15 protein-coding genes are annotated in these 24,252 nt (G+C 61.2%); 1 reads left to right on the plus strand and 14 read right to left on the minus strand.

Going from position 1 to position 24,252, the window contains the following annotated elements; translation table 11 throughout:
- Positions 1 to 133: 133 nt before the first annotated feature.
- The 7 genes from astE to LOY31_RS22045 all read right to left on the minus strand — a co-directional run bounded on the left by astE (position 134) and on the right by LOY31_RS22045 (position 8,001).
- Entirely contained in the window at positions 134 to 1,144 is a 1,011-nt protein-coding gene (gene astE, locus LOY31_RS22015) for a succinylglutamate desuccinylase (protein WP_007951052.1), read from the minus strand.
- A 12-nt stretch (positions 1,145 to 1,156) separates the two neighbouring features.
- Positions 1,157 to 1,447, minus strand: coding sequence for a hypothetical protein (locus LOY31_RS22020; protein WP_064598799.1), 291 nt, complete (start codon positions 1,445 to 1,447; stop codon positions 1,157 to 1,159).
- 62 nt (positions 1,448 to 1,509) lie between these two features.
- Complete coding sequence (gene astB, locus LOY31_RS22025) at positions 1,510 to 2,856, minus strand: N-succinylarginine dihydrolase (RefSeq protein ID WP_085607454.1); 1,347 nt, start codon at positions 2,854 to 2,856, stop codon at positions 1,510 to 1,512.
- Between the two features lie 138 nt (positions 2,857 to 2,994).
- Entirely contained in the window at positions 2,995 to 4,464 is a 1,470-nt protein-coding gene (gene astD, locus LOY31_RS22030) for a succinylglutamate-semialdehyde dehydrogenase (RefSeq protein ID WP_164872184.1), read from the minus strand.
- Entirely contained in the window at positions 4,461 to 5,486 is a 1,026-nt protein-coding gene (gene astA, locus LOY31_RS22035) for an arginine N-succinyltransferase (RefSeq protein ID WP_007951056.1), read from the minus strand. The genes astD and astA overlap by 4 nt, the downstream gene beginning before the upstream one ends.
- Positions 5,487 to 5,537: 51 nt before the next feature.
- Positions 5,538 to 6,557 (minus strand): arginine/ornithine succinyltransferase subunit alpha, encoded by a 1,020-nt coding sequence (gene aruF / locus LOY31_RS22040; RefSeq protein ID WP_007951057.1) that lies wholly within the window; start codon positions 6,555 to 6,557, stop codon positions 5,538 to 5,540.
- A 223-nt stretch (positions 6,558 to 6,780) separates the two neighbouring features.
- The gene (locus tag LOY31_RS22045; RefSeq protein WP_007951058.1) at positions 6,781 to 8,001 is read right to left on the minus strand and encodes an aspartate aminotransferase family protein; all 1,221 of its coding nucleotides are present in this window, start codon (positions 7,999 to 8,001) and stop codon (positions 6,781 to 6,783) included.
- A 306-nt stretch (positions 8,002 to 8,307) separates the two neighbouring features.
- On the opposite strand from LOY31_RS22045, the gene LOY31_RS22050 reads away from it, so the two are divergent.
- The gene (locus tag LOY31_RS22050; RefSeq protein WP_258712199.1) at positions 8,308 to 16,047 is read left to right on the plus strand and encodes a dermonecrotic toxin domain-containing protein; all 7,740 of its coding nucleotides are present in this window, start codon (positions 8,308 to 8,310) and stop codon (positions 16,045 to 16,047) included.
- Positions 16,048 to 16,095: 48 nt separating this feature from the next.
- Here the strand turns inward: LOY31_RS22050 and argR are convergent, their stop codons facing one another.
- From argR to acs, 7 genes are all read right to left on the minus strand, one after another.
- Entirely contained in the window at positions 16,096 to 17,076 is a 981-nt protein-coding gene (gene argR, locus LOY31_RS22055) for a transcriptional regulator ArgR (RefSeq protein WP_258712200.1), read from the minus strand.
- A gap of 111 nt (positions 17,077 to 17,187) precedes the next feature.
- Positions 17,188 to 17,952: an ABC transporter ATP-binding protein gene (locus LOY31_RS22060; RefSeq protein WP_003227281.1), complete on the minus strand. Its 765-nt coding sequence runs from the start codon at positions 17,950 to 17,952 to the stop codon at positions 17,188 to 17,190.
- A 23-nt stretch (positions 17,953 to 17,975) separates the two neighbouring features.
- The gene (locus tag LOY31_RS22065) at positions 17,976 to 19,088 is read right to left on the minus strand and encodes a succinylglutamate desuccinylase/aspartoacylase family protein (protein ID WP_258712201.1); all 1,113 of its coding nucleotides are present in this window, start codon (positions 19,086 to 19,088) and stop codon (positions 17,976 to 17,978) included.
- A gap of 1 nt (position 19,089) precedes the next feature.
- Positions 19,090 to 19,788: an ABC transporter permease gene (locus tag LOY31_RS22070; protein ID WP_007951062.1), complete on the minus strand. Its 699-nt coding sequence runs from the start codon at positions 19,786 to 19,788 to the stop codon at positions 19,090 to 19,092.
- Positions 19,785 to 20,474, minus strand: coding sequence for an ABC transporter permease (locus LOY31_RS22075; RefSeq protein WP_007951063.1), 690 nt, complete (start codon positions 20,472 to 20,474; stop codon positions 19,785 to 19,787). The genes LOY31_RS22070 and LOY31_RS22075 overlap by 4 nt, the downstream gene beginning before the upstream one ends.
- A 91-nt stretch (positions 20,475 to 20,565) precedes the next feature.
- Positions 20,566 to 21,339: an ABC transporter substrate-binding protein gene (locus LOY31_RS22080; protein ID WP_011335541.1), complete on the minus strand. Its 774-nt coding sequence runs from the start codon at positions 21,337 to 21,339 to the stop codon at positions 20,566 to 20,568.
- A 714-nt stretch (positions 21,340 to 22,053) separates the two neighbouring features.
- The gene (acs, locus tag LOY31_RS22085) at positions 22,054 to 24,009 is read right to left on the minus strand and encodes an acetate--CoA ligase (RefSeq protein ID WP_007951065.1); all 1,956 of its coding nucleotides are present in this window, start codon (positions 24,007 to 24,009) and stop codon (positions 22,054 to 22,056) included.
- Positions 24,010 to 24,252 lie beyond the last annotated feature (243 nt).

The raw sequence follows: 24,252 nt of genomic DNA on the forward strand, positions 1-24,252 counted from the left end.
GTTCCCACGCTCTGCGTGGGAATGCAGCCCGGGACGCTCCGCGTCCCAAAAGCGGACGCAGAGCGTCCATTGAGGCATTCCCACGCAGAGAGTGGGAACGATCAGTCAGCGTGGGAACGATCTTCAGGCGAAATCAGGCAAGATTTTCGTCAGTGGTCGGCACGATCAGAATGCCCGCCCGCAGGCCGTTCTTGACCTTGGGGTTGGGGAAGATGATCCGCGCGCCCTGCTCTTCGATGATCCAGCGGGTATTGGCCAGGTCTTCGGCCAGCACATAACCCACATCCAGTTCCGAAAAGTTTTCGATGTCCGCCGGCAGGTTCAGGCGGAACGCATCGCTGTGCTTGATGATTTCCCGTGCCACGCTGAACAGTTGCAGACCGTCCAGGCCCTGCTCTGCCATTTCCGGCTCGGTGCCTTCGATGATCTGCTTCAGACGGGTTTCCAGCAGCGACACATTGACCCCGGCGTTCTGCCCGAATGGCCGCGCCTTGCCCAGTTCCAGCGTGAAGGACTCGGCCCCCAGCTTGTCATAGGTGTAGGAGCTGAACACGATCGACGGTTTGTTCTGCAACAGCACCGCTTCCATACCGGCGGCGCGCAGGCGGGCCAGTTCAAGACGGGAATGCTGGCGACCTTCCTTCCACGGATACAAAGCGAACTGCTCGATCTTCGAACCGCGAATCGCGGTGTGCAGGTCGTAGTGCAGGCGCTGACGATCAGGAAGGCTGAAGAAACTTGCCGCCAGGCGTTCCAGCTCGCAGGCGCGCAGGGCTTCGGAACCGCTGCTTTGTTCGTGACGGCCGTTGAACAGCCGATTGACGTCCTGCTCGACGAAACGCTCGCCCTTGCGAATCGCTTCCGGGTTGCCGAACAGGAACAGAATGCGTGCGCGCGGCTTCAGATCGCCGCGAGCGATGTCATGCAGCAACCGGTCGAGCAATTCGATCGGTGCCGTTTCGTTGCCGTGGATGCCTGCCGACAGCAGCAGGTCCAGGCCATTGTCGCGCGCTTCGGGTGGCCGGACTTCCAGCGCACCCTCGCTCAACCAGCGCATGCGCACGCCTTCGACAGTCAGTTGAGTCTTCTCCGCCGGTTCGCGGCCGGCGAGGGTCAGTTCAAGCAGTTTGCCGAGGGCGAGCATAGAGCGGTTTCCTTAGTGGTCGTGATTGCAATCCGGGCCGTGCACGTGGCCGTCATCGTCGCCGAGATCAGCCGGTTCCATCTCCAGTTGCAGACTTACCAGATTAGTCGCCAATGGGCGCAACAGCAGGTTGGCGTACTCTTCGTCGCCCTCTTCGACGTCCACGCCGATCAACAGTTGGCCGCGGCCGTCCTGCTGGATCCACAGCTCTTTGCCTTGCCACATGACCGCGACGCGGGTGCAGGAAGTTTCCAGTTGCTTGCCGTCGGTGTCTTCAAGGATCAGCCGCAGGGAATCGCTCATGTCTTTTTTACGCTCTGTTGGGGAGACAAGCCGCGCGCCGCGTTCAGGCAACGCGCCGGCCATCAATTGATCTGGAATGGATAAACCGCGCCCAGTTTAAGGATTTGCGTCAGTTCATCCAGTGCCGTCCGGCATTCAAGCAGCAATTGCGGATCCGCCAGATCGCTTTCGGTCAGGCGGTCGCGGTAGTGCTTTTCAACCCATGCGGTCAACGAACCGTACAACGGGGCGGTCATGATAACCCCTGGGTTGACGGCCGCCAGCTCGGTTTCGTTGAGCGCGACGCGCAGTCGCAGGCACGCCGGGCCACCGCCGTTCTGCATGCTTTGCTTGAGATCGAAGACTTTTACTTCGCGGATCAGGCCGCCGGAGCTGGTCAGGCCTTGCAGGTAATTCCACACGCGCTCGTTGCCACGGCACTCTTCCGGCACGATCAGCAGCATCGAACCGTCAGGACGCGACAACAGCTGGCTGTTGAACAGGTAGGAACGCACCGCGTCGTCCACGGTGACCGCCGAACGCGGCACGCAGACCGACTGGAAGTTGCCGCCGACCTTGGCCAGTTTGGCTTGCAGTTCGGCCAGCATCTGATCGGTGTCGAGGAACGCGTCCTCGTGATAGAACAGCACCTCGCCGTTGCCCACCGCGATCACGTCGTTGTGGAACACGCCCTGATCGATCACCGCCGGATTCTGCTGCGCGTAGACCACGCCGTCGTCACGCAGGCCGTGCAAACGAGCGACTGCTTGCGACGCTTCGAGGGTCTGGCGCGCCGGGTATTTCTGCGGTGCCGGGTAACGGGTGTCGAACGCACTGCGACCGAACACGAAGAACTCGACGCCGGCCTCGCCGTACTCACGGCAGAAACGCGTGTGGTTCGCTGCACCTTCGTCGCCAAACTGCGCCACTGCCGGCAATGCGGCGTGGTGAGCGAAGTGTTGCTGGTTGGCGAACATCGCGCCCAGCACGCGACTGGTGGTCGGGTGCTCGATGCTGCGGTGGTATTTGCAGTTCAGGTTGGCGGCGGTGAAATGCACGCGACCGTCAGCGGTGTCGGCACTCGGGCTGACCGTGGCGGCGTTGGCCACCCACATGCTCGACGCCGAGCAGCTGGCAACCAGCAGCGGCATCGCTTCTTTGGCGGCGCGCTCGATCACCTGAGCGTCGGTGCCGCTGAAACCCAGACGGCGCAGAGCAGCCACGTCCGGACGTTCCTGCGGTGCGAGAACGCCCTGCTGAAAGCCCATTTCCATCAGCGCTTTCATTTTCGCCAGGCCTTGCAGCGCCGCTTCCTTCGGGTTCGAAGACTGCTGGCTGTTGCTCTGGGACGCAACGTTGCCGTAGGACAGACCACCGTAGTTATGGGTCGGCCCCACTAGACCGTCAAAATTGACTTCATAGGATTTCATCAGCGAGGCTCCACGAGAATCTGTTGTTATAGGCATCGGGTAACAATTCAATAAGACCGAGTCGCGGCCTTCGCGAGCAAGCTCGCTCCCACAGGGATCTCATCGCCCTTGTGGGAGCTGGCTTGCTGGCGATTGGCATCACGCCATCTTCACGCCAGGCGTCAGCGCCGCCGGCAACACCAGGCTCGGGGTTTCCAGCGAGGCCACCGGGTACGCGCAGTAATCCGCCGCGTAGTAGGCGCTGGCGCGGTGGTTGCCCGAAGCGCCGACACCGCCGAACGGTGCGCTGCTCGCAGCACCGGTCAGTTGCTTGTTCCAGTTGACGATCCCGGCACGGCTTTCCAGCCAGAACTGCTGGTAGCGCTCTTCGGAATCCGACAGCAGGCCAGCGGCCAGACCAAATGCGGTGTCGTTGGCTTCGGCAATCGCCGCCGCGAAATCGGCGTAGCGGATCACTTGCAGCAACGGACCGAACAGTTCTTCGTCGGAGCGATCGGCAACCGCCGTCACATCAACGATGCCCGGGGTCAGCAGCGCCGACTGCGCCTGCGGCTGAGTCATCGCCAGCAGCGACACTGCACCGTTAGCCAGCAGATGCGCCTGGGCATCCATCAACGCTTTTGCCGCGCCGAGGGAAACCACCGAGCCCATGAACGGCGCCGGCTGCTGATCGAACGCGCCGACCTCGATGGTCGAGCTGACTTCCACCAGACGCTTGAGCAGGCTGTCGCCCCACGCGCCTTCCGGCACCAACAGACGACGGGCGCAGGTGCAACGCTGACCGGCGGAAATGAATGCCGACTGAATGATCGTGTACACCGCTGCGTCGAGGTCCGCGACCTGATCGACCACCAGCGGGTTGTTGCCACCCATTTCCAGCGCAAGAATCTTGTCCGGACGACCGGCGAACTGCTGGTGCAGGTGATTGCCGGTACGGCTCGAACCGGTAAAGAACAGACCGTCGATGCCTGGATTCGCTGCCAGAGCGATACCGGTTTCGCGGGCGCCTTGCAGCAAGTTCAGGACACCGGCCGGCAGACCGGCTTCGATCCAGCACTTGACCGTCAGCTCGGCGACTTTCGGGGTCAGCTCGCTTGGTTTGAACAGCACGCTGTTACCCGCCAGCAGCGCCGGCACGATGTGGCCGTTCGGCAAATGACCGGGGAAGTTGTAAGGGCCGAACACCGCCACCACACCGTGAGGCTTGTGGCGCAATACGGCGGTGGCGTCGCCCAGCGGGCCGCTCTTCTCGCCGGTGCGTTCGCGGTAGCTCTGCACCGAGATCGCGATCTTGTTGACCATGCTGGTGACTTCGGTCGCGGCTTCCCACAGCGGTTTGCCGGTTTCCTCACCGATGGTGCGGGCCAGTTCGTCGGCATGGTTTTTCAGCGCAGCGGCAAAAGCCTCGAGCACGCTGATACGATCTTCCAGGGTACGACGGGCCCAGCCCGGGAACGCCTGACGCGCAGCCTGCACGGCCGACTCGACCTGAGCGGCAGTAGCGCCCTCCCCCGACCACAGCACTTGCTGGGTCACCGGGTTCAGCGATTGAAAGGCCTCGCCCTGACCGGCCAGCCACTCACCTGCGATGTATAGCGAATTCATTATTTCGACTCCCGGGCAGCAGACAACGCCACGGCGCGAACCTGATCGCCAGCGTTGAGTTGAAGACGTTTGGCGGTCAGCGGATCGACCACCAGAGTGCCGGCGGCCAGACGGGCCGGCGCAGCCGTGATGCGGCAGTCTTCGCGTTTGCGGTTATGGATGATGAACGGCGTGGCGTCGTCGCCCGGCGTGCCGATGGCCAGCACCAGTGCTTCGCTGTCACGCACCGCGCGGATCTTGCTGGTCTCGCACTCGATGGCCGGGCCGGCGTCGAAGATGTCGACGTAACCCTGATAGCTGAAACCTTCGCTCTTGAGCATCGCCAGCGCCGGCTCGGTGTCCGGGTGCACCTGGCCGATGACGTTGCGCGCGTCCGGCGACAGGAAGCAGGTGTACAGCGGGAATTTCGGCATCAGTTCAGCGATGAACGCCTTGTTGCCGACACCGGTCAGGTAATCGGCCTGGCTGAATTCCATCTTGAAGAAGTGACGGCCCAGGCTTTCCCAGAACGGCGAACGGCCAGCGTCATCCGACACGCCGCGCATCTCGGCGATGATCTTGTTGCCGAACAGTTGCGGGAATTCGGCGATGAACAGCATCCGCGCCTTGGACAGCATGCGACCGTTGAGGCCGGTGCGGTAGTCGGCGTGCAGGAACAGCGAGCACAGTTCGGAGTTGCCGGTCAGGTCGTTGGCCAGGAACAGCGTCGGGATCTCGCGATAGATGTTCAGTTCCTGCGAGGCGCTGACGGTCAGGCCGACGCGGAAGTTGTACCAAGGCTCGCGCAGACCGACGGCGCCGGCGATGGCGGAAATCCCCACCACGCGACCGTCATCGTCTTCGAGCACGAACAGGTAGTCCGCGTCGCCACGGCCGGCTTCACCGCGAAAGGTCTTCTCGGCCCAGCCGACCCGATGGGTCAGGCGCTCTTCGTTGGCCGGCAAGGTGGTCAGGCCGGTGCCGGTGCTGCGGGCCAGGTCGATCAGAGCGGACAAATCGCTGCTGCGTACGGGACGAACAATCATGCTATCTCCTCAAACGGGCCGCCGTGGCCACCCGTGAAACTCGCTAAGGCGTTAAACCGCCACCAGGCGCACGCTGGCACCTTCACCGACGCCCAGGGCTTCGGCCGCTTCCAGATCCAGGGTCACCGGTTTGCCCGGCGCGTAATCCAGCTCCAGCAATACCGCGCGGTAATCCTGCAACTGGGCATTGGCCACCAGATACTGGCGACCGGCACCTTTGACCGGCTCGCCGATCTTCACCGGCACCACACGGCTCTGGGCGATCGAACGGATCCCCGAGACACGCGCATGCAGGGTCGGGCCACCATCGAAGATGTCGATGTAGTGATCGGTCTCGAAGCCTTCGCGCATCAGGATGTCGAAGGTGATCTGCGCACGCGGGTGCACCTGGCCCATCGCTTCCTGAGCGGAGTCTGGCAGCAGCGGCACGTAGATCGGGTAATGCGGCATCAGCTCGGCGAGGAACGTGCGGCTTTTCAGGCCACACAGGCGCTCGGCCTCGGCGTAGTTCAGGTCGAAGAAGTTGCGACCGATGGCGTCCCAGAACGGCGAGTCGCCGTTCTCGTCGCTGTAACCGACAATCTCGGTCACCACCGAATCGGCGAACCGCTCCGGGTGGCTGGCGACGAACAGCAGACGGCCACGGGAGTTGAGTTCAGACCACGGCGAACCCACCAGCTCGCGCTGCACGTAGAAACTGGTCAGCAAGCTGTTGCCGGTCAGGTCGTGGCATTGCGAGAGCACGTGGATCTTGTTGTGGATCTTCAGCTCGCGGGAGGCGTGCACGAAGGTCTCGTTGCGAAAGCTGTAGAACGGCTCGGAATAACCGGCCGACGCGACGATTGCCGAGCAGCCCACCAGTTTGCCGGTGGCGGTGTCTTCGAGGACGAAGAAGTAACTTTCTTCACCGTTGAAGCTCACTTCGGCAGCAAACGAGGCTTCGCTCGCAGCGATCTTGTCGCTCAGGCGTTCAACGTCATCCGGCAAGGAAGTGACACCAATCGGGCTGTCCGCAGCCAGACGCTGTACCTCGCCCAGATCAGCCATTTGCGCAGGGCGCATCACCAGCATGGTGTCACTCCTTTCTCTTATAAATTCACAGAAAAAAAACCAGGCACTGACTGCATAAACAGAGATCAGTGTGGGAGCGGGCTTGCTCGCGAAGGCGGTGTATCAGTCAGCGTAGATGGCGACTGCCACTCCCTCTTCGCGAGCAAGCCCGCTCCCACATTTGATTTTGCCCGGCATCAAAATTGGGTTCGGCGCCTGATCAAGTCAGGTGCCGAAGGGTCTATCAGGCTTGAGTCAGTTTCGCCGCAGCACGTTCGAAGCGATCCAGACCGGCGTCGATGTCCGCGTCTTCAACCACCAGGCTCGGGGCGAAACGGATCACGTCCGGGCCAGCCTGCAGAATCATCAGGCCTTCTTGCTCAGCGGCGTTGAAGATGTCCTTGGCCTTGCCTTTCCAGGCATCGCTCAGCACGCAACCGATCAGCAGACCGAGACCACGCACCTGGGTGAACAGGCCGTACTTCTCGCCGATCTGTTGCAGGCGAGTCTTGAACTTGTCGTGCTTGGCGTTGACGCCGTTCAGCACCTCAGGGGTGTTGATCACGTCGATCACCGCTTCAGCCACGGCGCACGCCAGCGGGTTGCCGCCGTAAGTTGTGCCGTGAGTGCCGACGACCAGATGTTTGGCCAGCGCTTCGGTGGTCAGCATTGCCGCGATCGGGAAACCGCCGCCCAGGCTCTTGGCGCTGGTCAGGATGTCCGGAACCACACCGAAATGCTGGTAGGCGAACAGGTTGCCGGTGCGGCCCATGCCGGTCTGCACTTCGTCGAACACCAGCAGCGCGTTGTTTGCGTCGCACAGTTCACGGGCGCCTTGCAGGTAAGCCAGCTCGGCCGGCAGCACGCCGCCTTCGCCCTGGATCGGTTCCAGAACAACCGCGCAGGTCTTGTCCGAAACAGCGGCTTTCAGCGCCGCCAGATCGTTGTACGGCACGTGGGTGATGCCGGTGATTTTCGGGCCGAAACCGTCGGAGTACTTCGACTGGCCACCAACGTTCACGGTGAACAGGGTGCGGCCGTGGAAGCTGTTGAGCGCGGCGATGATTTCGTACTTCTCGGTGCCGAAACGGTCGAACGCGACACGACGGGCCAGCTTGAAGGCGGCCTCGTTGGCTTCGGCGCCGGAGTTGCAGAAGAACACGCGCTCGGCAAAGGTGGCGTCGATCAGCTTGTGCGCCAGGCGCAGGGCCGGCTCGTTGGTGAACACGTTGGACACGTGCCACAGCTTGTTCGCTTGCTCGGTCAAGGCACCGACCAGCGCCGGATGCGCATGGCCCAATACGTTGACGGCGATGCCGCCGGCGAAGTCGATCAGCTCGCGGCCGGACTGGTCCCAGACGCGGGAACCGGCGCCACGCACAGGAATGAAAGCGGCAGGCGCGTAGTTGGGAACCATAACCTGGTCGAAATCGGCGCGTTGTACCGCAGCGTGCTCAACGGACATCGGAGTCTCCTGATGAGGGCCACCCGCCTGAAACTGGCGAGCGATGGGGGGATTGTAAGGACAGTTTTCAGCCCGGCCTTGTCGCCAAGCGACAACTTCTTATAGCGCAAACCCCGGATTTTCCCGGGTTTACGGCAATGCGACATATAGCGTCGCAAAGGCGCAGTTTAAACTGCCGCCAGCCATTTCAGCAGTCCTGCGAGCCTATCAATTGCGAAGGGCTGGCCTGTCATACATATGTACCACCTGACACGGGATGCATTTTGCTCTGCTTGAGCTCTTTTTCGACGCTCAAGGACGCCAACGATGCCTTCCACCACCGGGCAACCGCCCGCCAGTTCGCCCACGCCCGGTGCGACCGCGCAAAACCCCGCTTCGCACTATGAACCGCTGGTGAACGCGATCCCCGAATGGCTGGGCAAGGCGTCGCCCGCCCGGCGCACGGCCTTGAAGAACAGCCATCGCGCCCTCCCCGATCCGATCAGGTCAGCACCCGCAGATGAACATCAAGCGCTTAGAAGCGCCATAACGCGGCACATGACCGCGCAGAATGCCGTCGATCAGATGCTCGAACGGGTACAGAACGCCAGCAGCTTCGCCGAGCCGATTCTGACCGAGGCGCTGAAATCGCGTTTCGACCTGGATCTGAACGTCAACGACACCTTTCTGCAGTTGTACATCCCGGTGAAGGCAGCAGGCATCACCACCGGCACCCGGACGTGGACGGTGTCACTGCTGGATGCAGCCCTGCATAACTTCGAGGCTGGCGAAACAGAAGCAGATGCCTACACCAGCGGCTCCTCGTTCATCACCCGGCCGTCGGCGACAGGGCAATTCGAAACGCTGGTACCGCTGAACGCAAAACCCGGTATCCCGGCCTTCTCCCATCTTTGCCGGGAGCTGGATATCGGCGCTCGCTACAAGGTTTATCTCGAAGAAAATCTCGCCATCTCCAGCCCGGTAGCGGCTGCGGTCCTGCGGCACAGAGTCAATACAGCGCAAAAAACCGCATTGCGCGCGGCGCTGAAGATGGCGCGCATGCAGGGCGATATCGGACATGCGAATCGGCATTCGATTGAACGATTGCTGGATGGTGCGTCTACCGTATTGATGAACGGTCAGCCAATGCGCTGCCACGACTTGACGATGATGTCGGTCGCCCTGACCGGAGTCGTGATATTTGCACCAGACCTCGAACGCGCAAAAACCGCAGTCACGGTGGTGGCTTACTTTCCGGATGATCCTGAACATCCGGTAAAGGAATACCGCTCCACCGCAGACCTTGCCAAGGAACTGACCCGGCAATTACGCGATACGGAGTACCAACGATTCTTCAGCCGCTTCGTCGCTCACGAGCAGCGTGGACAATTTTTCGGCCAGCTCAGGCAACGACTGAGCGAAACCAAATGGCACCCACCACAGGCCGACAGCCAATTGCCGCCCTGGCGCGACACCCCCGTCGAAAAGCCTGACCTGCAATGGGCAGTCACGCCCTTCGTCGGCCAATTTCTGGAACACCTTTACCAAGGCAAGTTGAACAAGATTCTCAACGATGCCGCAGTGATCGCAGTTCCCACCGCCATGGTCGATCGCAACGCACGCTGGAAACGCTGGGATTCATTTGTCAGTGTCGCGGCGTCGATCCTGGAAACCGCCGCGTTCGTCGTCCTGCCGTTCGTACCGTTTCTGGGCGAAATGATGATGGCGTACATCGCTTACCAACTGCTCGACGAGGTTTTCGAATCGGTCATCGAATGGGCTGAAGGCCAGACAACCGAAGCCAGCGAACATTTCTTTGCTGCGCTCGAATCACTGATCCAGCTCGGCGCTTTCGGCGGTGGCACCGGCATTGCCATGGCCGAGCTGCCCAAGGTGTTGCCGGCCGAAGTCGTGGCGTTCATGGACCGCTTCCGGCCGGTGAAACTGCGCAACGGCAAAACCCTGTACTGGAAGCCGGATCTGCAAAACTATGCCCGCGACACCGTGCCAGCGGCAGATTCCACACCCGACGCACAGGGTCTGCATCGGCACGAGGGTAAAAAACTGCTACCGCTGGATCAGGCACATTACGTCGTCAGCGATCACGAAGTGCCCGGTAAGTGGCGCATCGAACACCCTGCCCGCACCGACGCCTATGAACCCGTCGTGCGGCATAACGGCGAGGGGGCGTTTCACACCGAGCTGGAAAACCCGCTGCAGTGGGACAGCACCACTGCGTTGCAGCGAATCGGCCACAGCGTGGAGTCGTTTACCCCGACGCAGCGCGAACGCATTCTGAAAGTCAGCGGTTATACAGAAGACGGTTTGCGCAAAATGCACGTGAATCAGGAGCGCATACCGCCGCTGCTGGCCGACACCCTCGAGCGTTTCAGGATCGACCAGGATTTGCAGACGTTCATCGAGCAGATGAGCAGCGACGATCCAGCGACTTATCGAAAGGCCGATCCGCTGATCCAGCTTCAGTTGCTCCACGAACAGGACTTGTGGCCGGACTCCCGGCGTCTGCGCCTGATCGATGCCGGGGGCAAAAGGGTCTGGCAGTCCTCCGGCGATGCGCAGCCCACACTGACCGAGATTCACGCTGACCGACTGGTAGACGGCGACTTGCTCAAGACCCTGTTGCTGACCCTCGACGAGGGCGAAATCAACACCCTGCTCAATGAAGACTTCGGGCAAAAAATCGCCCTCGATGTGCGCACTCGCCAACTCCGGATCCGGCTCGCGCAGATTGCCGAACAACAGCGGCCAGCCCTGTTCGAACAACGTTATGCGTCACGCCAGCCGCGCAATGTCCCTCTCGAACAACAGGTAGCCAGATACGCACCAGAGCTGCCAGCCCGAATCATCGAAGAACTCATTCACACCGCCACCGGCACCGAGCTGCTGCAACTGGGCGAAGGGCAAATTTCAGAGCGTCAACAGCAGCTTTGCGAAACCGCCCTGCACGAACTGCGCATCACCCGCGCCTATGAAGGACTGGAAATCGATTCGGTGCGCAACCCGGATTCCGAAACCCTGGCACTGCACAGCCTGCCGCTACTGTCGGGTTGGTCAGATGCTGTGAGTCTGGAAGTCCGCGACCAGTCGTTTACAGGGAACAGAGTCGACACCACCGGCCCCGTGGGTGCGGCCATCGAGAAAATTCTGGTGCGCCGGGCCGATGGCACGTGGCAGCCGTTTGATCAGACCGGACTGGAGTTGCACGGCCCGACAGATTTCTACACCAGCGTGCTGCAAGCCTTGCCCGACGCCCAGCGCCAGGCCCTGAACCTGCAGATCGGCGAAGGACCAAAACTCCGGCAACTGATTCGCGACAATCCCCTGCCCCGCGCCAATCTGCGCCTCACTCTGGCAGTCGAAAGCGCTCCCGCCAGTGAGGTCGACACCTTGCGTCTGCTGGGCGCTGAAGGTTATTCACGCAATGTGTCACCCGACGATTCTCCGCCCACTCTGGAAGCGCGGGTGCGCGATGTTTTTCCCGGCATCACCGAGGATGGTCAGCGGGCGATGGTGCAGCATCTGCAAAGCCATCTGGAGAACCCGATTGCCGAGCTGTCGCGCCTGCGCCTCGAATACGCACGTCTGGAGATCGACCTTGATCAGTGGCGACTGAGAGACGTGCTGGTCGATCCTGTAACCGGCCAGGAACTGTCTCTAGCCCGGCGAGCAGCGGCCGCACGCGATCGACAGCTTTTCTCCCGAACCCTGCTCAGTTGCTGGCGCCGGGAAACCCCGCAGCGCTTTGGCTACCGCATGCGTTTTATCGAACCGTTGCTGGGCGATCTGCCGGCGCTGACGGCAGACTTCAGTCACGTCGTCAGCCTGGAGCTCTGCGGCAGTGGAACATCGGCGGACATCGAGAACTTTATTGGTCGCTTCCCTCGACTGACCCGTCTGGATCTACAGCACTTCGACCTGCACAACCTGCCGCAAGGCCTCTCGACCATGCCGACCCTGCGCCAATTGCGCCTGCGTCAATGTGGAATCGTTCTGACCCCGGAAAACCAGGCGCTGCTGACGTCACTCGACGAGCTGGTTGAGCTGGATCTCAAGGACAATCCGCTGGGGACGAGCTTTGACGTGACCTTCATGCCATCGCTGACCTACCTCAACCTGTCCCGCACCGGGATTTCCGAAACCCCACCCGGTTTGATCGACCATCCGCAAATCAGAAGCGCCTGGCTGACCGACAACCGGATCAGCACGCTGCCGCCAGCGCTGTTCGAGTTCTCGCCCGTCGCCGGCGCCGGATACGACTTCTCCGGCAATCCACTCTCCGCTGTCACACGCGAGCAAGTGAAGACCTATTTCACCGGCACCGGCGTCAATTTCGGCGTGCGCGCCGAACAAGCCGATATCGCCCGCACCAGGGCGCTTTTTCCGGATATCGACGAAGGCCAGGCCAGCAACCTGATTTATCGCTTGCCCGGTTCACTGATCCAGGGTCGCTTGCAACTGACCGCGTGGGAAACCGAGCTGGCCACATTGAACGCGGACCTGAACGTTTGGGCGCGGGATACCCCCGACCGCCACCCGGTAAGTGGCGCAATGCTTGAGGCCAACGAGCGCTTCACCGAACAGGACGCACGCGAGACTTTCGCCGGCAAGTTGCTGCGCCTGTGGCGTCACCGCTCGAAAATCCATCCGCACGCCAGGGCCGATGTCTTCACGGCCGATGCCCCGTTCATCGGTGACCTGCCGGAGCTGAGCGCCGACTTCAGCCACATCACCGCACTGACCCTCAACGGCAACAAAGGCCTACGTGGTGACGCGCCGTTTCTGCGCAGTTTCTCTCGGCTGAAACGCTTGATTCTGCGTAACGGCGAACTGGATCAACTGACCCGGACGCTCAATAGCCTGCCGATGCTGGAGGTATTGGTGCTGGATAATTGCGGCGTGAGCTTCACTGCCGAATCACTGACAGCACTGGCCGCGATGCCCAGACTCGAATCACTGGAACTGCCGGGCAATCCGCTGAACCTGGTGCCCGACCTGCAAACCCTGAACACCCTGACCTACCTTGATCTGTCACGCACAGGCTTGCTGGAAATCCCGCCCGGCCTCCTCGATCACCCGAAAATCAAGACCGCCATCCTCAGCGAGAACCAGATCACCGAATTGCCCGAAGCCCTGTTTGAGCTATCGGCCCAGGCCGGTGACAGTTATGACCTTTCAAACAATCCGCTGAGCACCGGCACTCGCGAGCGGATCAAGCAGTACTGCCGCGAAACCGGCCAGGACTTCGCCGTACTCGCCGACGCGGCGGATATCGAAACCACCCAGCAGCTGTTTCCCGACCTCGACACACAGGACGCCAGCGACGTGTTCTACAGTTTGCCGGGCTCGCTCGAACTCGGCCGCAGCCAACTGCGGCACTGGCAGGCCGAAATCCGTCAACTGAATGCCGACCTCGCGCAATGGGCTGTTGCCGGGCCAAGTGTTCATCCGACCACGGGGCAATTGCTCAATCCACGACAAATCTTCGTGACGCAAACAAACAGGCGATTGTTCGCTCAGCGGATCGAAGAACTATGGCGCTTCCGGTTTGCCGAAAAGCCCACAGAACGAGGCAACGTCCTGATCGCGGAGCTGCCCTTCATTGGCGAGCTACCCGCGCTGTCGGCAGACTTCAGCCACATCGCCGAACTGACCCTCGACGGCAACTCGACCCTGAGCGGCGTCGACGCTTTCCTATCGTCCTTCACCGGTCTTCGCCATCTGGAACTTCACGAGTTCAAACTGGAGCAACTGCCCGAGGCTTGCGAACGCATGCCGTTGCTGGAGCGTCTGGTGCTTGAGTACTGCGAGTTGACCCTGACACCGCCAACCCCGTCCCGCCTGTCCTCCATGACCCGGTTGCAGATGCTCAACCTGAGCCACAACCCGTTGGGCGCCGCACCGGATTTGCAGGCATTGCCGGCACTGACTCACGTGCGTTTGATCGACACCGGGATCACTCACCTGCCCGAAGGCCTGGTCGAACATCCGACTCTGATCATGGCCAACTTCGATCACAACCGGATCAGCGAACTGCCAGACAGCCTGTTCGACCTGCCCGTGCTCTCGCCCAATCAATTCATTCTCGGGGAAAACCCGCTGTCACTCGCCACTCGCGAACGGATCAAGTCCCGTTACCAGCGCACCCGACAGAATTTCGGCGTATCGATGCCACAGGCCGATATCAGGCGCGTGCTCGCGCTGTTTCCAGAACTGGATGCCGAGCAAGCGAGCCGCCTGTTGTATCTGTTACCGGGAACACTCGATCACGGTCGACTTCAAATCGGCCACTGGGAATCGGAATGGCAACAGCTGGAGACCACGCTCAGCCGCTGGGTCGGGGAGATTCCCGAGCGACATCCGTCAACCGGCACCCCGCTGACTGAAGAGGACAACGTCGTCGAACGCTCCGGCCGTGATCAATGCCGCCGGGATCTGCAAGCATTCTGGCGTGCACGCTCGACCGCCCAGCCCGAGTTGCGGTCAGACCGGCTGGTGCTCAACCTCCCTTTCATGGGTGAGCTGCCAGCACTGGACGCTGACTTCAGCCACGTCACCACCTTGTCCATTACGGGTAACGCCCAACTGCGCGCCGGCGATGATTTCATCGGCGCGTTTACAGGGCTGAAAACCCTGGAGCTGCGCGATCTCGGTTTGCAGCAAATGCCGGCCTCGCTCAAACGCATGCCCACCCTGGAAAATCTGGTGCTGAGCAATTGCGCGGTGGTGCTGGATACGCAAGGGCGCGCCATTCTCGCCACCCTCACACGCCTGAAGAAGCTCGACCTGTACAACAATCCGCTGGGACTGGCGCCAGACATCCGCACCCTGCCGGCACTGGATTTTCTCGACCTGGCCGGCACTGCCATCAGCGAAGTTCCCGACGGCGTCATCAACCATCCGGAGCTGGAAATCGTCATCCTCAACAACAATCGCATCAGCGAAATTCCCGAGGAAATCTTCAACTTGCCGGCGGATATCGGCAATGGCTACGACTTCGGCAACAACCCCCTGAGCCCCGCGATACGCGAGCGGGTCAAGGACTACTTCCGGCGCACCGGCGGTGATCTCGGCGTGCTTGCCGATGAGGCAGATCGGGCAAGGGTACAGACGCTATATCCCGCGATGGACAATGAGCAGGCCAGCACTTTTATCTATCGCCTGAGCGGGACATTGGCCGATGGTCGCAACGAAGTGGCTCGTCGGGAAATGGCGCTGAGCGATCTCACCCGCAGCCTCGCGCAGTGGAGCGGCGACATCCCCGTGAACCCACTCAACGGCCAACCACTGCCCGAAACCGCGCGCCTGCGTCAGGAGCAACTGCGCTCACAGTTCGCCGAAGCGCTGCTGACTTGCTGGCACAAAATCCCGATGGAGGATTCAAGTCTCGACAGCTACGGGTTCAGCCACACCGTGAGTTTCCTCGGCGAACTGCCGACACTCGGTGCCCGGTTCCCCTATGTGCCGGACCTGTTCCTGGTGGGTGACGGCCACTCGTCACGGCTTGGACGCTTCCTTGAAGCCTTTCCCGGGCTGGACAGCCTGGCCATTCGCGAATGCAATCTGGGCGATATTCCCAAGGACATTTTCACCATGAGTCAACTGACGGCGCTGAGCCTGCCGGACTGCGAAATCAGCCTGACGCCAGAATCGGTAGCAGCACTGGCGAGCATGGACAAACTCGAAGTGCTCAACCTGCGCGACAACCCGCTGGGCCTGACGCCCGACATCAGCAATCTGCACAGCCTGACCGACCTCGACCTGAGCGATACCGGGATCACCGAAATCCCCAAAGGGACACTGGAGAACCTGCACTGGAACGAGATCGACCTGTCCGGCAATGCGATCACGGATGTGCCGGAAGAAATCATGGATGTGCCCGCGTCAGTCGGCGACCGCTACGACTTGCGCAACAACCCGCTGTCGCCGCAAAGCCTGGCAAGGGTTCGGGCCTACTATCAGGAAACGGGCAACAACCTGAACGTCAACGGCATCGACGGCATGCCGCGCCCGCCGGAAATGAGGCCTGATCTGGAAATCGAAGACTGACGGGTGCAGCGCCATGGCAGCCAATGCCATGGCGTGAAAGGCGAGGGATCAACCGCGCTCTGGCGGCACCGACGACAGTTCGAATGGACTGCTGCTGCGTCGCTGATTGCGGTCTTCCCGCGGCGTGGCGCCGAAGAAGTTGCGATAGGCGCTGGAGAAATGCGGCCCCGAGGAAAAGCCGCACGACAGGCCGATCTGGATGATCGACTTGCTGGTTTGCATCAACATCTGCCGGGCCTTGTTCAGGCGCAGTTCCAGGTAGTACTGGCTCGGCACGCGGTTGAGGTATTGCTTGAAGATCCGCTCCAGTTGGCGACGGGACACGCACACATGCTGGGCGATTTCGTCGGTGGTCAGCGGCTCTTCGATGTTGGCTTCCATCAGCAACACCGCCTGGGTGAGCTTTGGATGGCTGGAGCCGAGACGGTTCTGCAATGGAATGCGCTGACGCTCGCCGCCTTCTCGGATGCGTTCGACCACCAGTTCTTCCGAGACCGCACCGGCCAGTTCCGCACCGTGATCGCGGGCCAGTACGGCCAGCAGCAAATCGAGTACCGACATGCCGCCGCATGCGGTCAGGCGATCGCGATCCCAATCGAACAGATGGCTGGTGGCGATGACTTTCGGGAAGCGTTCGGCGAAATCGTCCTGCCAGCGCCAGTGCACAGCGGCGCGGTAACCGTCGAGCAGACCGAGTTGCGCCAACGGATACACACCGGCCGACAGACCGCCGATCACACAACCGGCGCGCACCACTTGCTTGAGCGCGCTGCTGAGTGCCGGCGCCAACGTGGTCGGTGGCTCATCGGCGAGCAGGAACAGTTTCTGGAAGTTTTCGAGTTTGCCGGCCCAGGGTTCGCCGGGCAGTTGCCATTCACCTTCGGTCGGTGCTTCGGCCTGCAGGAACGACAGCTCGTAAACCACGTCCGGATGCACACGCTGGGCAACACGCAAGGCCTCCTCCGCCAGCGCCAAAGTCAGAGCTTTAGTGCTGGGCCAAATCAGGAAACCAATTCGATGGGCAGTCATGGCGGGCGATCCGAAACGTAAACAAAGGGAAAAACCGAAATCGGCTGCAACCAAATTAGACCATCTGGCGCGCTGCGCAGCATGACCTAATCTGGTGCATAACGGGAGCGATTACTTGAGGCTGCCCGAGAGGAATTGTTGCAAACGTTCCGATTGCGGATTGACCAGCACTTCACGCGGGTTGCCGCTTTCTTCCACGACGCCTTTGTGCAGGAACACCAGCTGGTTCGACACTTCACGGGCGAAGCCCATTTCGTGGGTCACCACCACCATGGTCCGGCCTTCCTGAGCGAGGGCCTGCATGACTTTCAGCACGTCGCCGACCAGTTCCGGGTCGAGGGCCGAAGTCGGTTCGTCGAACAGCATCACCTCAGGTTCCATCGCCAGCGCACGGGCGATCGCCACACGCTGCTGCTCGCCACCGGACATGTGCCCCGGGAACGCGTCTTTACGATGAGCCACGCCGACCTTGTTCAGGTAGTGCTCGGCTTTCTCGCGGGCTTCGGCCTTGGACACGCCCAGCACGTGAACCGGCGCTTCCATGATGTTTTCCAGCGCGGTCATGTGCGACCACAGGTTGAAGTGCTGGAACACCATCGACAGGCGCGAACGCATGCGTTGCAGCTGTTTTGGATCAGCGGCTTTCAGCGCGCCATCCTTGTTCGCTACCAGCTTCAACTCTTCGTTGTTGAGCAGGATCTTGCCCGCGTGCGGCTGCTCGAGCAGGTTGATGCAGCGCAGGAAAGTACTTTTGCCGGAGCCACTGGAGCCGATGATGCTGATCACATCGCCGGCGGCCGCTTTCAGGGAAACGCCCTTGAGCACTTCGTGACTGCCATAGCGTTTATGCAGGTCTTGGACTTCAAGTTTGTACATGCGGTCGGTTCTCACAAAAACAGTCAGTCGTTGAGCAAAGGGCCGTCGCGCAGCGCATCGCGCCCCGCCACTTTGGCCAGCCAGAAACCGGGTTGGGCGTAACGCAGCCGCTCAATGGCAAACAGCACCCCGGACGTACCAGCACACACCGTGCTGACCCGATCCGACAGCGGATCGATCACTTCGAAAATCTTGTCACCGGCTTCAACCCACTCGCCGGGCTTGCGCAGAAAACTCACCACGCCAGGATGCGGCGGCAGGAGCAATTCAGTGCCTTCGAACGGCATGCCTTCGCACGGCTCGTGTGCCGCGCTCGGCCACTCACCACGGATCAGGCCTTGCTCGGCGAGGAACGCCAGAATGCCTTCGGCCCAGGCTTCGGCCTGCGCCGGCGTGGTGTCAGCCTGACCGCCGAGTTCAACGGTGGTCGACAGGCACGCCAGTGGAATCTGTGCATCCGGGAACAGGCGCGACAGACGCAGCCACGGCAACGAACAGGCTTCATCGAACGAGCTGCCGCCGGAATCTTCCGCCAGCAGGCCGACCTTCACATCCAGGTGCGCGGCGAGCGAACGCCACTGCGGCCAGTGCTGCGGCAAGGCGTACATGTGCAGCGCGGCTTCGCAGTCGCAATGCAAGTCCAGCACCACATCGGCGGTGGCGGCGTGTTGCAGCAGGATGCGCTGCATGCCTTGCAACTGGCTGCTGGCCTCGGGCAATGCGGCCAGGTGATCGGCCATCGCCTGACGGATCAGGCGGATGTTGGCGTGCGGATCATCACCGAGTTGTCCTTCCAGCCTGGCGGCCACGGGCGCGCTGAGCTCGACGAAATCACGGTTGAAATTCTTGCCGCTGCCGGCCTCGAAACGGCCCTGATGGTTGCCTTGCAGCAACTGGCCAAGACCCAGCGGGTTGGCCACCGGCACCAGTTCGATGACGCCGTTGAGCAGGCCCTTGGCTTCGAGTTCGCCGAGGCGTTTTTTCAGTTCCCAGGCGGTGCGCATGCCGGGCAATTCGTCAGCGTGGAGGCTGGCCTGGATGTAGGCCTTGCGCTCGCCGTTGCCGAAGCGAAATACCGAAATCCGGCGCTCGCTGCCCAGGTGGCTCCACGGCAGAACGTGGTCGATGCGTTCCATATCAGTGCTTCCTCGGGGCCAGGTAGCTCAGCCAGCGACGCTCGGCCAGCTTGAACAGGCGCACCAGAATGAAGGTCAGGCACAGGTAGAACACGCCGGCGGTGATGTACGCTTCGAACGGCAGGTAGAACTGCGCGTTGACGGTACGGGCCGCGCCGGTGATGTCAATCAGGGTCACAATCGACGCCAGACTGGTGGTCTGCAGCATCATGATCACTTCGTTGCTGTACTGCGGTAGCGCCCGGCGCAGGGCCGATGGCAGCAGGATGCGCTTGTACATCTTGAAGCGCGACATGCCCATGGCCTTGGCGGCTTCGATCTCGCCGTTAGGCGTGGCCTTGAGGCTGCCGGCGATGATTTCGGCGGTGTAGGCGCTGGTGTTGATCGCGAACGCCAGGCACGCACAGAACGTTGCGCTGGACAGCCACGGCCAGAGGAAGCTTTCACGCACGGCTTCGAACTGGGCCAGACCGTAGTAGATCAGGAACAGCTGAACCAGCATCGGCGTGCCGCGAATCACGTAGGTGTAGAGCCAGGCTGCGCCGTTGACCACGGCGTTCTTGGACACACGCATCAGCCCCAGCGGCAGGGCCGCGAGCAGACCGAAGAACAGCGACAGCGCGAGCAACTTGAGGGTGGTGACCAGACCGCCGAGGTACAGCGGCAGGGCCTCCCAAATGACGTTGTAGTCGAAGATCATAGATCAGCCGCCCTTACGCCTACCGAGTAGCGCTTCTCAAGGTGACGCAGCGCCAGCAACGAGACACTGGTGATCACCAGGTACATCGCCGCCACTGCGAGGAAGAAGGTGAAAGGCTCGCGGGTGGCGTCGGCCGCCTGCTTGGCCTTGAACATCATGTCTTGCAGACCGACCACGGAAATCAGCGCGGTGGCCTTGGTCAACACCAGCCAGTTGTTGGTGAAACCCGGAATCGCCAGACGAATCATCTGCGGCACCAGCACGCGGAAGAACACCTGGAAGCTGCTCATGCCGTACGCCATGCCGGCTTCGGCCTGACCTTTGGGGATTGCCATGAACGCGCCGCGGAAGGTTTCCGACAGGTAAGCACCAAAGATGAAGCCGAGGGTGCCGATACCGGCGGCCAGCGGGTTCAGGTCGATGTAGTCGTCATAGCCGAGCATCGGCGCGACGCGGTTGAGCAGGTCCTGGCCGCCGTAGAAGATCAGCAGGATCAGCACCAGGTCGGGAATCCCGCGAATCACCGTGGAATACAGATCGCCCAGCCACGCCAGCCAGCGCACCGGCGACAGGCGCAACGCGACGCCGATCAGCCCGAGAACGATGGCCAGGGCCATGGACGACAAGGCGAGCTGAAGCGTCAGCCAAGCGCCATCGAGGATGACAGCCCCGTAGCCTTTCAACATGATTCAGGTCCTCGAAAGTTGGGATGAAAAAATGGCGCAAACCGCAGAGATCCTGTTGCTTGCGCCATTTCGGACGGGTCGAGCGACGTCTTTACTTGCCGTAAATGTCGAAGTCGAAGTACTTGTCCTGGATTGCCTTGTACTTGCCGTTCTCGCGGATGGCCGCGATGGCGGTATTGATCTTGTCTTTCAGGGCGTCGCCCTTGCGTACCGCGATGCCTACGCCGTCGCCGAAGTATTTGACGTCGGTGAACGCCGGGCCCACGAACGCGAAGCCTTTGCCGGCGTCGGTTTTCAGGAAGCCGTCATTCAACAGCGTAGCGTCCGCCACGGTGCCGTCGAGGCGGCCGGCGGCCACGTCGAGGTAGATTTCGTTCTGCGAGCCATACGGCTTGATCTCGGCACCCAGCGGGGCCAGGACTTCGCGGGCGAAACGCTCGTGGATCGAACCACGCTGCACGCCGATGTTCTTGCCTTTCAGCTCAGCCAGACCTTCGCTGACCTGAGTGCCTTCCTTCATCACGAGGCGGGCCGGGGTGTTGTAGTACTTGTTGGTGAAGTCCACGGACTTCTTGCGGTCGTCAGTGATCGACATGGACGACAGGATCGCGTCGATCTTGCGCACTTTCAGTGCCGGGATCAGACCGTCGAACTCTTGCTCGACCCACTGGCACTTGACCTTCATTTCTTCGCACAGCGCGTTGCCGATGTCGTAGTCGAAACCGACGATGCTGCCGTCCGGCGCTTTGGAGGCGAATGGAGGGTAAGCCGCTTCGATACCGATTTTCAGAGGCTTTTCATCGGCGAATGTCGGCAGGGACAGCACGGACAGTGCCAGGGCGCCAAGCAGCACAAGTTTCTTCATCTTGGGACTCCATCGGTAAAGGGCAAAAACGGCAGAGTGAGCGACAGCCCAATATGCGAATGGGTGAAACAGAAAAGCGGTGCTGCATCCGTGGGAAATTTCCCATTGAAACCGTCAGCGATTTCAACACGAGCCACGACGAGCGAGTGATCGGCATTCTAACGACAGGCCCGAAGCCGATATTTCTTCAATGCGACAACTAATTACAGATGCATCGAGAAACCCGCTTGAGCACATTGACAGCCCTGCAATTTCATGCAAGAGCGAAAGACAGTGAACCGATCTATGCTGCAAATTGCGGGCCTATTATTCGCAAACCCTTCTAATCCGGCAAGCGCGGGGTTGTGTCTTATTTTTCACCGGGGGTTTTGAGGCCCGAAAACGGGGCAATGCGTTTCCGGATGCCCCGTTGCGGAGCAGGCGGTTACACATTCAGTTACTTGAAGGCGAACGGGTAACAGTGGGAATGGGCTGACGGAGCAATTCGATAATTATTGGTTGCAGATCACCCACGCCCTGCCCCCCCTCCTAACTGATCGTTCCCACGCTCCGCGTGGGAATGCAGCCCGGGACGCTCCGCGTCACAAGAGCGTCCAGGGAGGCGTTACCACGCGGACGGTTCGACGCCTCGACGTGGGAACGATCACGCCACAAATGAAAAAGCCCCGCCCGGCGTGATGCCGGACGGGGCTTTTCAGCCTTCAGACCCGCCGCTTACGCGACGTTCATGGTCTTGTGCGTATCGATCAGATGCTGCACCACTCCCGGATCGGCCAGGGTGGAGATGTCGCCCAGGCCTTCATACTCGGCGGTCGCGATCTTGCGCAGGATGCGGCGCATGATCTTGCCCGAACGGGTCTTCGGCAGCCCCGGCGCCCACTGGATCACGTCCGGCGAAGCGATCGGCCCGATCTCCTTGCGCACCCAGTTCTTCAGTTCCAGACGCAATTGCTCGCTCGGCTCTTCGCCGTTCTTCAGGGTGACGTAGACATAGATGCCCTGCCCCTTGATGTCGTGCGGCACACCGACCACCGCCGCTTCGGCGACTTTCGGGTGAGCGACCATCGCGCTTTCGATCTCGGCAGTCCCCATGCGGTGGCCGGAGACGTTGAGTACGTCGTCCACGCGACCGGTGATCCAGTAGTAGCCATCGGCATCGCGACGGGCGCCGTCACCAGTGAAGTACATGCCACGGAAGGTCTTGAAGTAGGTATCGACGAAACGGTCGTGATCGCCGTACAGGGTGCGTGCCTGACCTGGCCACGAATCGAGAATCACCAGATTGCCTTCGGCCTCGCCCTCGATGATGTTGCCGAGGTTGTCCACCAGCGCCGGCACCACACCGAAGAACGGACGTGCTGCAGAACCCGGTTTCAGCGCATGAGCGCCCGGCAGCGGGCTCATCATGTTGCCGCCGGTTTCGGTCTGCCACCAGGTGTCGACGATCGGGCAACGGGACTTGCCGACATTCTTGTAGTACCAGTCCCAGGCTTCCGGGTTGATCGGCTCGCCCACCGAACCGAGCAGACGCAGGCTGCTGCCGTCCGCGCCTTCAACAGCGGCGGTGCCGGAGGCCATCATCGCGCGGATCGCGGTCGGCGCGGTGTAGAGGATATTGACCTTGTGCTTGTCGACGATCTTCGCCACCCGGGTGATGTCCGGATAGTTCGGCACGCCTTCGAACAGCAGCGTGGTCGCGCCGTTGGCCAGCGGGCCGTAGACGATGTACGAGTGACCGGTGACCCAGCCGACATCGGCGGTGCACCAGTAGATTTCGCCCGGACGGTAGTCGAACACGCGCTCGTGGGTCATGGCCGCGTACAACAGATAACCGCCGGTGGTGTGCTGCACGCCCTTCGGCTTGCCGGTGGAGCCGGAGGTATAAAGGATGAACAGCGCTTCTTCGGCGCCCATCTCTTTCGGCGCGCAGACAGTGCCCGCCACTTTCATCAGGTCTTCGTACCAGATGTCGCGATGCTGGTTCCACTTGATGTCGCCGCCGGTGCGCTTGCACACGATGACTTTCTGGATGCTGCTGGTTTCCGGGTTGGTCAGGGCGTCGTCGACGTTGGCCTTGAGGGAAATTTTCTTGCCGGCACGGATGCCTTCGTCAGCGGTGATCACCACTTTCGAGCGGCAGTCGATGATGCGACCGGCCAAGGCTTCCGGCGAAAAACCGCCGAACACCACCGAGTGAATCGCGCCGATCCGGGTGCAGGCCAGCATGGCGACCACGGCTTCGGGAATCATCGGCATATAAATGGTCACCACGTCGCCGCGGTGAACGTCCTGACCACGCAGGGCGTTGGCGAGTTTGCACACCTGTTCGTGCAGTTCGCGGTAGGTGATGTTGCGGCTTTCGGAAGGATCGTCGCCTTCCCAGATGATGGCGACCTGATCGCCGCGCTCGGCCAGATGGCGGTCGAGGCAGTTGTAGGAAACGTTCAGGGTGCCGTCGGCAAACCACTTGATGTCGACATGGTGATCGTCGAACGAAGTCTGTTTCACCGTGGTGAAAGGCTTGATCCAGTCGAGGCGCTTGGCTTGTTCGCGCCAGAAGCCGTCAGGGTTGACGACCGACTGTTGGTACATGGCTTTGTAGGTCGCCTCGTCGGTCAGCGTATTGGCCAGAACCTCGGGACGAACGGGATACAGGGAAGCCGCACTCATCTTTCCTACCTCGGTGTAATAGTTGTTTTTGTATGACCCTGTTGTAGCCGGGGCGCCCGTATAGAACCATTCGACGATGGTAGTAACAAGCCCCTACAAAATGTGGCGATTGCCCCGAACCCCGTCGGCCACGGCCTTTCAGGCATTGGCCCGGGCCGGGATATTTTGGTTTTTGGGGGATTGTTACCAAATCTGCCAAAGGTGTTTATCAAAACCGGGTCTGTTTACCCCTGCCCCGCCTCC

The sequence above is a fragment of the Pseudomonas sp. B21-021 genome, from assembly GCF_024749205.1.
GTDB classification, from domain to species: domain Bacteria; phylum Pseudomonadota; class Gammaproteobacteria; order Pseudomonadales; family Pseudomonadaceae; genus Aquipseudomonas; species Aquipseudomonas paraglycinae.